This window comes from Lactobacillus sp. B4005, from assembly GCF_026536045.1.
Taxonomy (GTDB): domain Bacteria; phylum Bacillota; class Bacilli; order Lactobacillales; family Lactobacillaceae; genus Lactobacillus; species Lactobacillus panisapium.
In genome coordinates, this window is the sequence record NZ_JAFNOZ010000002.1 from 377,767 (window position 1) to 393,239 (window position 15,473).

The window sequence follows — 15,473 nt, forward strand, 5'->3', positions numbered from 1 at the left end:
AGTTAATCCTATCCGGTTATTTTACTCTCTGCTAGTCAAACTAGCAAAAGATTATTTATTAGCTTGTTCAACGAACTTGAAGAAGTTGTCCATCATACCATCTAGTTGCTTGATGGTTGCGTCGTCAGTCAATTCACCAGTTTCCTTGTCAAACTTGCTTGGGGCCTGACCAATTAAAACTTCGTTACCTGGCAAAACATTAGCACTCATATCAGGTGAAAGTAAGATTTCACGAATATCTTCTTGGGCACGACCAGTACCTTGGCTACCGTATGAAGTACCTGCCACTGCAACAGGTTTCATCTTCATTACGTTAGGACCAGCATGTGAACCCAACCATTCAAGACTACTCTTTAATGCAGCTGGAATTGTGTGATCATATTCTGGTGTAGTAATAACGATGCCATCAGCACTCTTAATATCTTCGATCCAAGCTTTAATTGAATCATCAGCCATTTCTGTTCTGCAGAAAGGTGTCAATTTATCGATTTCTTTTACTTCAATATCTGCCTTATCACCGTAACGCTTTGCAATAAATTGTGCTAAAAAGCGATTGTATGAGAAAGCGGCATTTGTACCAACAATTGCTAAAATTTTCATTCTTGGCCCTCCTACTTAGTAACTTGTGCGTACCAATCATCAACTTCATCGAAGAAGTGACCTAAGAATTCAACAGAAGACTTATCAGTTAAGTCACCATTTTCATCAAATTGCTTCGGTGCAGTTCCCATCATAAATTCATCGCCATTAAAGATTTTTGCACTAAAACCTGGTGCAGTTAAAAGACTCTTTAAACGACTTTGTGAACGAGAACCACCCTGAGGCATTGGTGAAGTCGAAACAACTGCAACTGGCTTGCCCTTAAACGGGTGAGAAGTGCATGAAAGCCATTCTAAGGCACTACTTAAAGCACTAGTTACTGAGTGTTGTTGTTCTGGAGAACCGATCAATACTAAATCAGCATCCTCAATTTCTTTACTCAAGGTTTGGACAGACTCAGGAGCGTCTTCACCCTCTTTAAACATTGGCAATCCCTTAACTGTTGCTAGTTTAAAGTCATATTTGTCAGCAAATTGCTTAGCAATGAATTTAAGCAATGCCTCATTAAACGAATTATTGGCATTTGAGCCAGATAATGCAAGGATTTTCATAAAAACCACCTTTCAGAAACTAATTTCTTTAGCAATTATATCATATCTATATTTTTCTAGCTTAAAACACGATTCTCGTAAATAGAAGCTTATTTTTTATTGTCCTTATCATCAGTTTCAAAAAGAGAAACCGTGCTAGACTCACTTAACCAATCATTTAAAATTGCATCATTAATTTGAGCAGACAAAACGTTAATAATCTGCGTTTGTGAAAAGTTAGCAATTCCGTTGACAAGCAACGAAGCAATACCGATTGTGGTAATCCAATTGGCAATAACAATATTCATAATTTTCTTGTCTGGATGTTTCGTATCCCTAAATTGTTCCTTAAATTTTGTAACTCCGAGATCTATTAAGGTATCAGAAATTATTTTACTACCGAACTTCCCATCAACAAACATTGCCCGAAATAGATTTTCATGCTCTTTAGCAAAATCGATATATGATAAATCCATGTCAATCATGGGTTGACCAGTATATTGTTTTTGTAAGATATTGCTTTTCAAATTTTCCGCAATCTTACGCAGAACCTCTGTCCGTAGCTCGTCCATGCTATTAAACTCAAGATATAAAGGCTGCGTTGAAAAATGACCCGCTTTGGCAATATTACGCGCAGTGAGACTTTCAATACCATCTTTAACAACCATCCGATAGGCAATATTTAAGATTTTACTTCTTCCAATTTCTTTTTTTCTCGCCATTATTGGTCTTCCTTAGTCAATTTCAGTATTCTTCTAATTGCAATTATCCAATTTGTAAAAAGCAATATTAGCAATCAGTAACTATTAATTATCTAAAAATTCATCATAATATGTTGAAACCATATCCGTAATTTCATCTTTACTCAATCCCTGTGATGCACAGAAGGAAAAAAAAGCAGCAGACAAGATGTAGCCCCGCTCGCGATCATCTGTTAAATTATCAGAAAAACGCATATTAATACTTTGATTTTCATAATCCGTTGATATTTCAATTTCTTTATCTTCTGGTATTTCTTTCATCATGATACCTCAATTATAAAATTAATAAGTACTATTTTAGATCCAACCACTATAGGTTGAAAAGCACCGGCTATTAAGCTATTGGTACTACAATACAATAAACATATTTATAGTCATAAATAATTTTTGTTATTTTTGATAAAACAAGTTTTGTTAGATATTACTAATTTATTTTAAATGTAAATTAGATTTTTTAGTTTATCTAAAATTAATGAATATATGGTTTTATAAAATAACAATTAACTATCTATTAATTAGAATAGTAAATTTAAAACAGTTTTGTCAAGAACAATGTGTTCTTTTTACATTTAAAATAGTAACTCATACCAACTATAAATAATTATTTGCGTTATTAAAATCAATACTATTCCTTAAACTTAATTAATTAAAAATAAAAAATACGTAATTTTATTTTTTGTAAAAATTACGTATCCAATAATAATTTACCATAATATTTATAACAATAAACTAATTTAAGAACTACTGTTTTTTTGTCATTTCGCCATCCATCATCTCATAGATATGGTCTGCATATTTTTCTAGACGCGGGTCATGGGTAACCAGGATTACTGCCTTATGATAGCTTTTAGCCAAATCATTAAATAATTGCCCAACTTCATCAACTTTCGCGCTGTCAAGTGATGCCGTTGGTTCATCTGCTAGTAAGATTTGCGGGTTAGCATACAGTGCGCGGGCAATTGCTGCTCGCTGCTGCTGACCACCCGATAATTCACCTGGATATTTACTTACTAGGCTGGTAATCCCAAGTTTATCAAGCAATTGCTGCAGCGTTTCTTTTGTAATGTTGCCCTGCTTTTTAACGTGATCGACCAGTTCGAACTGTTCTTGAATGGTCAAAAAAGGAACCAAGTTATAAGCTTGCAGAACAAAGCCAATCTGGTTTAAGCGCAAAGAGTTACTCTGCTTAGTCGTAATATTAGCAATATCCTTGCCACTAATAAAAACCTTGCCAGTTGTTGGCTTTTGCAGTGAACCTGCAATAGTTAGAAAAGTACTTTTCCCAGCCCCAGAAGGTCCCATGATCAAAACAACTTCACCTTCATTGGCCTTGAAATTAATATCTTTTAGGGCCTGAACTTGTGCAGCGCCCTTGCCGTAAATCTTTTGGACATTTTGTAATTCAATGACTGTCATCTTATTCACCTATTGCTTTTGCTGGATCTACTTTTAAGATTGATCTAATTGGAATTAAACTGCCAATAATGCCTGTTAAAAGCATGCCTAAAGTGCCGCTGAGCATAATAGTTGGCGTAAAACTCATTGGAACTGCCGCTGGTAAAACTTTAGCCGTTAACAGCATTGCTAGCAAGCCGATAATTACTCCGATTCCCACGAGAATAATAGCCTGACTAACCGTTGACCAAACCAAGGTTCCACTAGGAATTCCTTGTGCGCGCATAACAGCAAAATTATGCATTTTTTGCATAGTTAAGATGTATAAAAAGACCGCAATAATAATTAGTGAAATAATAAACAAAAATCCAATCATTAATTGAAAAGTCATATTTTGTGCTGTATACCCTGGCAATTTATTAATAAATTGTTTGATCGGATATGTCTTGCTATTGCCATCGTTATAGCGGTAGTTGGCATTGCGGGAAATAATTGCTGAAGCACGCATATTTGGCATTCCCTGCCGTAAGGTTTTCCAACTGGCGAGTGTTCCATAGATAATCGGAGCAATGTTAATCTTGGCGTTTTGAACAAAGCCCACAATCTTATACTTTTGCTTCATTCCGTTGAGTTCTAATTGATCGCCAATTTTGTAGCCCTTAACTTTAAAAGCCTGATCAACAACTACTTCATGAGCTTTGCGCGCTTTTCTTCCAGCAATTAATTCCTGATCATGGTAAATGAACTGGCTTTTCTTAACGCCAATGAACTGAGCAGAAACTTGGCTTCGCTGTTTGCTTTTTACCACCACGGGCGTTTGCCCAAGTAACGCCTCGTCTTTTCCAATCTTAGCCTTTTTTAAGTCATCCTTATTTAAAACAGATTGGCTCATGCTTACATTAGCATTTTTATTTAGCACTACTTGCTTAGCATTCCATGATTCAATTGCCTGTGTGTTCTCGCTTGCTAAGCCGAGAGCAAGGGACGATAGAACAAAAATCAAGTAGCTGATTAGAAAAATCATCAAAATGATTAGGCCATAACGCAATTTTTCCCTTTTGATTTCTTTAATTGCTAAAAACACTATTTAGTCTCCTTTTTTAACAGTAACAAGCCCGCTTGCAGCTGGGCAAGGATGGCACTTTTTAAAGTAGGGTTTGCCAAAATTTCCCTAATTGCTGCATGGCTAAGCATCATTGCACTCCATTTTTGCGCGCTAAGTTTTACTAATTTCTCGCTTGCGAATGGCTGCTTAACTAAGCTTTCGTTATACAACACATGCATTTTAACCATTTTGGCATACTTACTGCACAAAGTTTGCTCAAGAAAAGTAACAACGCTTTGATAAAACATTTGCGGATCGTACTGCTCTGAAAGCTTAATCTCAGCATGAATCTGCTTTAACGCACGCTGGTAGATGTATTGGTAAGCATCAGTTAAATCAGCAAAATATTTGTAAAAAGCACCACGAGCAATGTCTGCTTCCTTCACAATTCGCGCAACCTGTGCCTTGGGAAGCGAATGATTGCTGAATTCATGAAGGAGCGCCTGCTCAATCCGCTCCTTTTTCTCTTGCGGTAAATTAATAAAAGTAGTCTTAACCATGAGCACACCTCTTTTTCGCCAAAGTGACACCGTGTCACTTTGATAACAGAATACATTTACTAAACCTAATCGTCAAGTAAATGAACTTTTGCAAAAACTTGCAGCCTAATTATTGCCATAAGCAAATAAAAAAGCCGCGACTTTGCGGCTTTTAGCTGAATTATAGAACTAATACGCGATTATAATAATTAGTCCGGAAAATATTCTCACGTACTGAAATCTTGGCTAGAGCGCAGTTAGCCATTGTTTCAAAGGCATTAATATCACCATCAGTAAAGCAATGAGCGAACATCATTCTGATCAAAGTACCATGGCACACAACCAGAATCTTTTTATCCGGGTAATTTTGGTGTAAATCAGCTAAAAAATCACCACAGCGCTCGTTTAATTCAGCAAAAGTTTCGCCACTTGGTGCATATTTAACATAATTAGCGGCTGCTTTACCCCATGGGTCAATAGCATCGGGATATTTTTTACCCAATTCAGTTAAATATTGGCCATCCCATTCACCAAAATTAAACTCCATTAATCTTTTATCTAATCTGATTTCTTTTTGGCCTTTAGTAAAAATTTTTGCCGTTGTGACTGCCCTTTTCATCGGACTAGAAAAAACAAGATCGAAGCTTGAAGGATCAAAATTAGCGGCCGCCTTTTCGGCGTATACGCGTCCTTCATGATCAAGATCATGATCAAAAAGTGCTCCCTGAATTTTTCTCGTTTTATTTAAGTCGGTCTGGCCGTGACGTACAAAAACTATTTCCATGATTAACCTCATTTCTTACGTTGTCTATGCTATCCCAATAAGTAATTTACTATCGCCGTTTGAAATCAAACTCAGTTCGAAAGACATAATTATCTGTGGTGCTTTCTTGGGCAATATATTGAAAACCAAAATCATTAAATTTCTGTAATTCCTCTGGCTTAGTTAATTGGTGTTCTGCAGCAAAACGAACCATTTCTCCTCGGGCCATCTTGGCATGAACCCCAACGGTTTTCCACTTACCCTTGACGAATTCTTGAAAGTCGATAGTAATTATTCGCCGCGTTTTTGTTACATAAGGCGCAATATTTTTGGAATATTCCTTAGAGGCTAAATTAATCAAAATATGATCCTCACCAAAAAGATTATCTGCTAGTTTTTCACCCCAATAGTGGTACAAATTTGGTTCGGTAAAACCTGTCGCCTTGTTCTTCATTTCTAAGCGGTAAGGCCAAACACCGTCAAATGGTCGCAAAACACCGTATAAGCCAGATAAGATGCGCACATTTTCTTGGACATAATCAAGTGCTTGCGCTGAAAACAAGTCAGGTGCCATATACTGATACTGAATTCCAGAATAAGAAATAATTGCTGGGGTTAAGTTGTCCGTTTTAGCTAGGTTAAGCTGCTTGATTTGCTCTTGTCCTTCTTTAGTCGTCCGCTCGCTTGACTGCCAGATTGCTTGTAACTGCGTAAAACTGCATTGCTGCAAAAAAGCCGCCAGTTCTTTTGTCTGCTTAAGAAACTGGGGGTGTGAGCGAGCCGGAAATGAATCACGGTCGACTTTCATCTTCATTGCTGGTGAGATAATAATTTTCATCTTTCGTATTTACCACCTTTTGGGTTAAACTTATTTAGTAATATGTTTTGAGGAGAGAGAATTAATGAATCCTGATTTTGCAATCATCTTAAATTTTAAACTAAAAAGCACGAAAGATGTAGACGCCGATTTTTTAGTTAAAACAGCGCGCGATATCGGTGCACGGGCAGTTGCTACTAATCAGCTGCAGGATGAATTTAAACTTGCTTGTGCGAAGTACACGGTTGCACTCGTTGATGGTCGTGACGGCATTGACGCGACAAGTGACGATGTCATCGACAAACTTGTTGCTAACCGCAAAATTGGGCAAAGCTCTTTTATTAATGTCGAGGTTGCTGAAAAAAATGCAATTAGTTCTGCAACAAAAGAGGCACTCACCACGGTTAATAACTGGATGCATATTTTTGGCCACGCGTTTAATGATAGCCAGCCATGCAATCTTACCGCAGATTCGGGCTTTGTTCTCCAAAATCGTCATTTACATTATCAAAAATACGTTTTTGTCAACAAGCCTTTGCCAAAACAAGTGATTGTGTCTGGTCTAACAGTGGCGCCTAACCGCGTTGAAATGATTGAAAATCGGTGTGAACCCGCATTCACGTTCCAAGATAACGCGTTGACCATTGACCTAACAGAAATTACTAGCAGCAATTTGCCTTGGCAAATTATTCGTATTCAAGAACATCGCCCAGAAGACGATATCAAAGAAACTAAATTCTAAATAGAAAAAGACTGAGAAAAAACTAGCTCTTTGAACATAAAAGTAGAAAAAACGTTGAACATGCAAGTTCAACGTTTTTTTGATAGCCCAGAAGAATAGTTTTTCCCAGACTCTTTTTGTTTCAGATCATTTGTCCCTTTTTAAATCCAATTGGAGACAAAACACTGTTATGTAGCGCTTACATCAATAGGTATAATAAAATTGTCGGGAGGATAAAAGAAATGGTTAGAGATTTGAATCAGCCCATAATTGATTATTTGAAAGTACATCATGGTTTCAATTCTTCAGCTATGATTTCTCATCAATTAAATGTTTCTCGTAAAACTATAATTAGACGAATTAATCAGTTAAATGAATCTTTTCCAGAAGACATTATTGTTTCAAAAAGAAGTCAAGGATTTAAGTTGGTTTACAGGAATTATTTGAAATATGAAAATACTGGTTCAAATGATTATTCCGCAGCCAATGTTAGACAGAAAAGTATACTAACAAAATTACTTTTGGCAGCTCCTAGGTCAATTTGCATTTCAAATTTGACCAACAGCTTATTTGTAAGTGAGTCAGTAATTCAGAACGACGAAAAATGCATCTCTACTATATTAAAAAAATGGAATTTAACTTTAGAAAGAAAAAAACGCTTATTAAGCATTAAAGGAGAAGAAAAAGACATTAGAAATGCGATTATCGAAGAGATTTTACAAGTTAATCACACGACCGATATCAGCAACTTAAGAGGAAGTATTGGTGATCTTGATAATCAAGATTTTGATTTTGCTTTAAAACAGGTAAAGGTAGCTATGAAGGCCTTAAATAATAATTTGCCTTATCCCTATAATATTAACTTTTTTACGCATATTTATATTTTATTAAGTAGAGCAAGAACTTTCAGGTCCGTTGATTATACCGTTGAAGCAAAATCAGGTATTGAAAGTGAGACAAACGCTAATCCTCACATATTTGCAGTTTGTAAGCAAATAATCTCTAATATTGAACGTTATTTAAACGTCAAGCCAAATGCCTTAGTGGTTGAAACATATTACTTATTCGAATATCTAATTTCATCTCGCTTTAGTAAAAGTAAAAGTGGCATTTTACTGAATAATCAAGAGTTAACTGATAAAGTTTCTAAAGTTTACATTGAATTGGTTTCTAGCATTCTTCAAACAAAATTCAACAAAAACATTGAAAAAGACATTAGAAATCATATTTTCTCAATGATTAGTCGCCTGAAAATGAAAGTTAGTTTGCCGAATGCTCTTTTAAACGATATTAAACTTGAATATGCGGAAATTTACAATGCGACAAGAACAGCATCAAATCAAATAGAAACTAAATTCAACTTACCGCACATTTCTGATAGTGAGACAGGTTATATTTGTCTTTATTTTGTTAAATATCTTGAAGTAAAACCCAAAGAGGACAAAAAAGTAAACGTTTATATAATCTGCACAACAGGGATAGGTACTTCCGAAATAATTTCGGCAAAGATAAAAAAACTAATGCCAAATTTAAAAGTCGTAGGATTAGGGTCTAATTTGGAAATTGAAGATATTATACAAAAACATAAAAATATTGATTTATTACTTAGCACCGTGCCTTTGAAGGTGAAAGAAAATATTCCGGTTGAGTTAGTAAGTGCTTTTTTAACAAAAGAAGATGAACAAAATGTCAAACAAGCAGTCCGATCTATTCAGAACAAAAGATAGTCTATTTTTAACAATTGATATTCAAGACGCAGTTAACAAAGAAAACTTTTTCAAGAGGATTGCACAAAAAATTTCGAAAATGACTGAAATAGACAAAAAAGATATTTTACAAAGCATAAAAGGCAGGGAAGAATTAAAAAATACCGCTTTTTACTGTGGATTGGCATTTCCGCACATAATTTTAGATTATCCAATAGAACCAAAATTGATTGTTTGCAAACTGAAAAACAATATTAAGGATTGGCAATGTATTGACAAAACAATGGTTAACACCTGTTTGATCTTATTAATTAGTAAGAATATGACAAAAGACAATGCATCGATTAAAAGAATGACAAATATTTTTAAGAAATTTGCTGACGATAAGTTTGTTTCTGAAATAAGCAAATGCAATAGTGCAAAAGAAGTAAAGGAGAAATTATGAAAAGTGGACCGTAAAATAGTTTGTTTTTCAGTATAATATTTTATTTTTGGAGGTAAAAAATGGTTTTGGTAACAGGAAAAAGAATATTAGATGTCGCACATAAGAATCACTTTGCGGTACCAGCTTATAATGCTGGCTCAGGGCAATTATTTACTGCCACACTTGAAAAGTGTATTCAAGATCAAACGCCTTTTATAATGGCAATTCATCCAACCGAATTATCTTTTTTGAGAGACAACTTTGCTGGACAGGTAATTCAAGCCGCAAGTAAAACTGACTTGCCAATTGCTTTACACTTAGACCACGGTGGCTCATTTGAAGATTGTATACACGCAATTCATTTAGGATTCACGAGCGTAATGATTGATTATTCAATGAAACCCTATGAAGAGAACGTTGCAATTACAAAAAAAGTAGTTGAAGCAGCTCATGCTACTGGCGTTTCCGTTGAAGCTGAAATCGGAACAATTGCTAATACTGGTTATGATGTTAGTGGGCACTTAACCGATGATGTTCAATATACCTCACCAGAAATAGCCAGAGATTTCGTTGAAAAAACAGGAGTTGATTCTTTAGCAATTGCAATAGGAACGGCTCACGGACTATATCCTAAAGATGTCCAACCTAAGTTGAGACCAGAAATCGCCAAAGAGGTTTCTTCTGCGGTTGATATTCCTTTAGTTTTACATGGAGCATCAAACAATCCAGATGACCAAATTCAAGAAGCAATTGCTAATGGGATTAATAAAATTAACATTTCAAGTGATATAAAAATTGCTTTTGCCAAAGGATTAAGAAAGCTTTTAGCTGAGAGTGATCCAAACGAAATGCGTGAACCAAAGTTGATGTTCCCTTCTGCTATGATCGAAGAACAGAAAGTAGTCCATCATAAGAATAAACTATGTCAAGCAATTGACCGAACTAAACTATATTTTGAAAATGAAAATCCGATTGATGTGCCATATAAAATTACAAATTTCCAAAATGAATCTTATAAAGCATAGTTAAAGTAAACGGTAAAAAAATTATGGTTGATATAACTACAGTGTTAGATCCTCAAGTCATAACAATTGGATTAGATGCTAAAAATAAGCATGACGTAATTGTTAAACTAGCCAGAATTCTTAAAAAAGCAAATTACATTGGTGATGTCAATCTTTTCGTGAAGGATATATATCTTCGAGAAAATGAAGGCATTACGGGTATAGGCCAAGGAATCGCTATTCCTCATGGGAAAAGCAATGATGTTAAAAGAATTGGCGTTGCCATTGGAATTTTAAAGCATGGTATTAAATGGGAGTCTTTAGATGATGAAAAAGTAAAAATAGTAATTTTGTTCGCAGTAAACAAAAATGCAGATGCAGCTCGAAACCAACTAAAACTCTTATCAGTTTTTGCAGGTAAATTAGGAAACGAAGAGGTCGTTGCTAAACTTAAAAAGTCAAAAAGTGTTGATGACGTTATCCGGGCTTTTGCAAAATGAAGGAGATGAAAAAATGAAAATTGTTGGTATCACAGCATGTTCAGCCGGAATTGCGCATACTTATATCGCTAAAGAAAAAGTTGAACAAGCTGCCAAAGAATGTGGAGACACTATTCACATTGAAACTCAGGGAACTATTGGAACAGAAAATGAATTAACACCCGATGAAATTAAGGAAGCAGATGTTGTCTTATTGGCTGTTGATGTGAAAATTTCTGGTCGTGAGCGCTTTAAAGGTAAAAAAATTGTACAAATTTCGACTGACGTTGCCATTCAAAGCCCAGTAAAATTAATCAGAAAATTGCATTCAACTCTCAATATAAGTTAGAGGTAAAAAAATGGCTGAAAATAAATTAATAGTCAAAATAAAGGAACCGGCTTTAACAGCAATTTCTTATTTAATTCCTGTCGTTGTAGCAGGAGGCTTACTATTAGCAGTAGGTAATATTTTTGGAGGAAAAAGCGTTACTAATTTTACTGGAACTATTGGAATATGGGATGCCTTTAGTACCGCAGGAGGTCTAATTTTAGGGCTTCTACCTGTGGTAGTTTCAACTGGTGTTTCGTTTGCCATTGCTGATAAGCCCGGCATTGCTCCAGGGTTTCTTGTGGGCTTGATTTCAAATTTAATTAAAGCAGGATTTCTGGGCGGTTTACTTGGAGGATATGTAGCCGGATGGTTAACTGTTCTGATTGTGAAATCAATTAAAGTCCCAGCGTGGGCACAAGGCTTGATGCCGACATTAATTATTCCATTTTTATCTTCTATCTTATCTGGTGCCGTAATGTTTTACATTTTAGGGACACCAATTGCGGAAGGGCAAAGGATTTTAACGCAGTATTTAACGCAGCTTCCTTCAAGTCAAAAGTTCTTTTATGGAGCAATTATCGGTATTCTTGCTTCAATTGATTATGGTGGCGCAATTAATAAAACAGTTTTTGCTTTTGTTTTAGCAATGCAAGCTGAAGGCGTTAATGAGCCGATTACAGTATTAATTCTTGCATCAATGGTTACGCCTTTTGGTTTTACAATTGCATATTTCTTAGAAAAAATTTTTCATAAAAAAATTTATACTCAAACGGAAGTAAATACGTTAAAAACCGCATTTCCAATGGGTTTATGTGAAATAACAGAAGGAAGTTTACCCATTGTGCTTAATGATCTTTGGCGTTCGATTGTTTCCACCGCATGTGGTGGAGCTGTCGGAGGCGGTTTATCAATGCTATGGGGAGCAGACTCAAAAATTCCTGCTTCAGGACTTTTTGCTGTCCCAACAATGACAAAACCAGTTCAATTTTTAATTGCACTATTAATTGGTAGCCTTGTAACTGGAATTATTTTCTTTTTATTAAAACGTCCAGTTACAAAGGAAAGCGAACAAAAAGAGGAAAAAGATGTTGACTTAGGCGACATCAGTATTGGATAAAAAATGAAAAATATAAGTGAAACTGATTTTGTTGGTAATCCAGCACAGCTAAATTCAGTTAAGTATATCCAATTTCTTGAAGGAAAAGCCACTGGTATGAAAGCTTATGAAGTAGTCACTGCCGGTGGCTTTTCCATTACAATTGCTATTGATAGAGGTTTGGATATACCTGAATTAAGTATAAAAGGTAAAAATATCTCATTTTTATCTTCAACTGGATTAGTCAACAGTACGTATTTTACAGAAGATGGCGATACTGGTTTTATGAAAAACTTTAATGTTGGTTTTTTGACAACTGGTGGGTTAGCTTATATGGGAAAATCTAATAAAAATAAAGGGTTACATGGAACGATAAGCAATACTCCTGCTTATAATTATTTTTATAAAATTCTTGATAAGGAAATTAAAGTTTGCGGTAATGTAAAAGAGTCTGTCATGTTTGGCACCAATTTAAGTATCTATCGTGAAATTACAATAAGTAAAAACGAGTTAGTAATTAATATTCATGATACTTTATTTAATAACGGAGACGAAAGTTTACCATATATGCTTTTATATCATAATAATTATGGCTATCCATTTTTAACTCCGAAAACAACATTGTGTTTCAATGCAACAAAGAGCCTTACTCGAAGCTATCAAGATACAGAAGCAAAAGATTTTCTTGATTTGAATGATCCTAAAAGCAAAAGACCCGAACAGGTTTTTTTTCACAAATTAAAAAACCCAGAATTTACGATAAATAGTCCAAATACTAATTTAAGTTTAAAAGTAAAGTATAGTGGAGACACACTACCCGTCCTGAATGAATGGAAGTTAGAGCGTATGAAAAATTTTGTTTTAGGAATGGAGCCCGGTACAAATGATGTAAATGGGTTCGAAAATGCCCAAAAAAATAATCACTTAAAAGTGATCAGCCCTAATGAGAGGATAGAATTTAATATTAATTTTAATTTTAAGGAGAATAAATGATGAAAAGATCGAAAATCAACCAAATTTTAAAAACCAACATTTCATTTGCTATAAATAGAGGCGTTTACTTTCCAAAATTCGCTAGTTGGAAGCTTGAAGATTGGACTAATCTGGATCAAAAGTATCGCGAAATTGTCGATAATATGCTGGGATGGGATGTAACAGACTTTGGTAGCAATGATTTTAATAAATATGGCCTAGTAGCATTTACATTTCGAAATGGAAATTATAATCACAGTAGTGTTTACCCCAAACCCTATTGCGAAAAAGTTTTATTCCTAGAGGAGGGGCAAGAGCTGCCATACCATTTTCATAAACTAAAGGAAGAAGATACGATCAACCGAGGTGGTGGTAACCTTCTAATTAAAGTTTGGAATGTAGCTAATGATGAGAGTCTTGACAAAGTTAGCGATGTTACAATTGTTAAAGATGGAGAAAAACTATTACTTCCGGCTGGGAGCGTCATTAAACTTGAACCTGGAGAAAGCTTAACTGCGACCCAAAGAATATATCACAAGTGGAACGTTGAGCCAGGAACTGGCAAGGTAATGGCTTGGGAAGTTTCAACGACTAATAATGATAATATGGATAATCGTTTTTATCAGCCAATTCCCCGTATCCCCAGTATTGAAGAAGACGAAGAGCCATTTAGACTTTTGTTTAGCGATTATCCAGAATGGTCTAAAAAGTTAAACTTTAAATTTAATCCTTATTTAAATAAATAATTATGGAAAAATATGTATTAGGAATTGATTTAGGAACTAGCGCCGTTAAAGTAAGTTGTTTAGATCAATATGGTAAAATCAAAGTTCAAAAATCTATATCTTACCCAATTTTGATGCCCAAAAATGGATACAGAGAACAGGATCCAGAAATCTGGGTTAAAGCAACGGTCGAATGTATCCAGAAAATCATTAAAGAGATAGGCAAAGACAGCCCAATTGACGGTTTGTCTTTTTCTGGACAAATGCATAGCCTAGTTCTTCTAGATAAAAATTATAGTGTAATACGACCTGCCATTTTATGGAATGATGCAAGAAGTGAAGAAGAAGCAAATTATATAAATGATTGCTTTGGTCAAGAAATAGTTAAAATTACGGGAAATAAGGCAGTAGCAGGATTCACACTTCCTAAGCTATTGTGGATTAAGAAAAATGAGCGAGAAAACTATAATAAAATTGCATTTTTGTTAATGCCAAAAGATTATGTCAGATACCGTTTGACCGGAAAAATAAACATGGATTTGTCTGATGCTACTGGAACCTTAATGCTGAATATTGAGAAAAACACCTGGAGTAAGCGAATTTTGGACTACTTTAAAATACCACTTGGAATTTGTCCTAGTCTGGTTAATTCAACTGAGTTTATTGGCTATCCGTTAAAGGAAATCTGTGATAAAACTGGACTACAGGTTAATACCAAAATTTTTGCGGGGGCAGGCGATAATGCCGCAGCAGCAGTTGGTGCAGGAATATATGATAGTAACAATATTTTATGTAGTATTGGCACGTCTGGCGTAGTTCTTTCTGACGAAAGAAAACCGCATGAGCCATATGAAGGATCAATTCAAATGGAGCATCATGCAATTGAAAATCGTTATTATTCCATGGGAGTGACACTATCAGCCGGAGATTCTCTTAACTGGTTTAAAAAAACATTATGTCCGGATTTGAGTTTTGATCAAATAATCGAAAAAGCGAGCCAGTCTCCCATTGGTTCAAATCATTTATTATTCTCACCTTACCTCAGTGGTGAAAGAGCACCATATTCAGACTCATATATACGTGGAAGTTTTATTGGACTAAGCCAAACAACAAGCATGTCGGATTTTTGTCGAGCTGTTATTGAAGGAATTACATTCAGTTTGAAGGATCTTATTAACATTTATGAATCAAATTACAAAAAAATAAATAAAATTATTTCTATTGGAGGAGGAGCAAAAAGTCAATTTTGGCTTCAAATTCAAGCTGATATATTCCAAAAAGAGATTATTTGTTTAAAAAATGAGCAAGGACCTGGAATTGGCGCCGCAATGATTGCGGCCATGGGATGCAGATGGTTTGATGACTGGGAAAGCTGTATTAATTCTTTTGTTACATATAAAAGAGATGCAGTAAAGCCAAATGAAAGTTCAGCAAATGTATACGATAAAATTTACGGTATCTATCGTAAGATGTATGGAGCTACTGCAGCTATGACTAGGAAAGCTTTGCTGGTTGAATAAGGACAGAAATGACTGATAGTCTTAATCTTGTATTTGGCTGCTATG

The 15,473-nt window shown here is 35.1% G+C and carries 19 protein-coding genes; 10 read left to right on the top strand and 9 right to left on the bottom strand.

The window, feature by feature from the left end:
• Positions 1-51: 51 nt before the first annotated feature.
• From J3U73_RS06240 to yaaA, 9 genes are all read right to left on the bottom strand, one after another.
• Positions 52-600 (bottom strand): NADPH-dependent FMN reductase, encoded by a 549-nt coding sequence (locus tag J3U73_RS06240; RefSeq protein WP_103752862.1) that lies wholly within the window; start codon positions 598-600, stop codon positions 52-54.
• A gap of 11 nt (positions 601-611) precedes the next feature.
• Positions 612-1,151 (bottom strand): NADPH-dependent FMN reductase, encoded by a 540-nt coding sequence (locus tag J3U73_RS06245; protein ID WP_220269061.1) that lies wholly within the window; start codon positions 1,149-1,151, stop codon positions 612-614.
• Between the two features lie 89 nt (positions 1,152-1,240).
• On the bottom strand, positions 1,241-1,852 hold the full coding sequence (locus J3U73_RS06250) for a TetR/AcrR family transcriptional regulator (protein ID WP_220269060.1): 612 nt from the start codon (positions 1,850-1,852) through the stop codon (positions 1,241-1,243).
• A gap of 84 nt (positions 1,853-1,936) precedes the next feature.
• Positions 1,937-2,152 carry a hypothetical protein gene (locus tag J3U73_RS06255; RefSeq protein WP_220269661.1) on the bottom strand — a complete coding sequence of 72 codons (216 nt, stop codon included), beginning with the start codon at positions 2,150-2,152 and terminating at the stop codon, positions 1,937-1,939.
• A gap of 480 nt (positions 2,153-2,632) precedes the next feature.
• Positions 2,633-3,307, bottom strand: coding sequence for an ABC transporter ATP-binding protein (locus J3U73_RS06260; protein WP_267409875.1), 675 nt, complete (start codon positions 3,305-3,307; stop codon positions 2,633-2,635).
• A 1-nt stretch (position 3,308) separates the two neighbouring features.
• Positions 3,309-4,370, bottom strand: coding sequence for an FtsX-like permease family protein (locus tag J3U73_RS06265; RefSeq protein ID WP_220269058.1), 1,062 nt, complete (start codon positions 4,368-4,370; stop codon positions 3,309-3,311).
• Positions 4,370-4,891, bottom strand: coding sequence for a TetR/AcrR family transcriptional regulator (locus J3U73_RS06270; RefSeq protein WP_267409878.1), 522 nt, complete (start codon positions 4,889-4,891; stop codon positions 4,370-4,372). Before J3U73_RS06270 ends, J3U73_RS06265 begins: the two co-directional genes overlap by 1 nt.
• Positions 4,892-5,051: 160 nt before the next feature.
• Positions 5,052-5,654, bottom strand: coding sequence for a histidine phosphatase family protein (locus J3U73_RS06275; RefSeq protein ID WP_103752855.1), 603 nt, complete (start codon positions 5,652-5,654; stop codon positions 5,052-5,054).
• 49 nt (positions 5,655-5,703) lie between these two features.
• Entirely contained in the window at positions 5,704-6,471 is a 768-nt protein-coding gene (gene yaaA / locus J3U73_RS06280) for a peroxide stress protein YaaA (protein ID WP_267409879.1), read from the bottom strand.
• Between the two features lie 64 nt (positions 6,472-6,535).
• On the opposite strand from yaaA, the gene J3U73_RS06285 reads away from it, so the two are divergent.
• The 10 genes from J3U73_RS06285 (at position 6,536) to xylB (ending at position 15,428) form a co-directional block, all read left to right on the top strand.
• A complete protein-coding gene (locus J3U73_RS06285; RefSeq protein WP_267409880.1) occupies positions 6,536-7,192 on the top strand; it encodes a hypothetical protein in 657 nt (218 codons plus the stop codon).
• A 221-nt stretch (positions 7,193-7,413) separates the two neighbouring features.
• A complete protein-coding gene (locus J3U73_RS06290) occupies positions 7,414-8,898 on the top strand; it encodes a BglG family transcription antiterminator (RefSeq protein ID WP_267392517.1) in 1,485 nt (494 codons plus the stop codon).
• Positions 8,858-9,322, top strand: coding sequence for a PTS sugar transporter subunit IIA (locus tag J3U73_RS06295; protein WP_267392518.1), 465 nt, complete (start codon positions 8,858-8,860; stop codon positions 9,320-9,322). The genes J3U73_RS06290 and J3U73_RS06295 overlap by 41 nt, the downstream gene beginning before the upstream one ends.
• Positions 9,323-9,381: 59 nt before the next feature.
• On the top strand, positions 9,382-10,326 hold the full coding sequence (locus J3U73_RS06300) for a ketose-bisphosphate aldolase (RefSeq protein WP_267409881.1): 945 nt from the start codon (positions 9,382-9,384) through the stop codon (positions 10,324-10,326).
• Positions 10,327-10,349: 23 nt separating this feature from the next.
• Positions 10,350-10,805 (top strand): PTS sugar transporter subunit IIA, encoded by a 456-nt coding sequence (locus tag J3U73_RS06305; protein WP_220269050.1) that lies wholly within the window; start codon positions 10,350-10,352, stop codon positions 10,803-10,805.
• 13 nt (positions 10,806-10,818) lie between these two features.
• Positions 10,819-11,133: a PTS fructose transporter subunit IIB gene (locus tag J3U73_RS06310; protein ID WP_220269049.1), complete on the top strand. Its 315-nt coding sequence runs from the start codon at positions 10,819-10,821 to the stop codon at positions 11,131-11,133.
• Positions 11,134-11,143: 10 nt separating this feature from the next.
• Entirely contained in the window at positions 11,144-12,232 is a 1,089-nt protein-coding gene (locus J3U73_RS06315) for a PTS fructose transporter subunit IIC (protein WP_220269048.1), read from the top strand.
• A 3-nt stretch (positions 12,233-12,235) separates the two neighbouring features.
• Positions 12,236-13,204, top strand: coding sequence for a DUF4432 family protein (locus J3U73_RS06320; protein ID WP_267409883.1), 969 nt, complete (start codon positions 12,236-12,238; stop codon positions 13,202-13,204).
• Positions 13,204-13,929: a D-lyxose/D-mannose family sugar isomerase gene (locus J3U73_RS06325; RefSeq protein ID WP_220269659.1), complete on the top strand. Its 726-nt coding sequence runs from the start codon at positions 13,204-13,206 to the stop codon at positions 13,927-13,929. Before J3U73_RS06320 ends, J3U73_RS06325 begins: the two co-directional genes overlap by 1 nt.
• A 2-nt stretch (positions 13,930-13,931) precedes the next feature.
• Positions 13,932-15,428: a xylulokinase gene (xylB, locus tag J3U73_RS06330; protein ID WP_267409885.1), complete on the top strand. Its 1,497-nt coding sequence runs from the start codon at positions 13,932-13,934 to the stop codon at positions 15,426-15,428.
• Positions 15,429-15,473 lie beyond the last annotated feature (45 nt).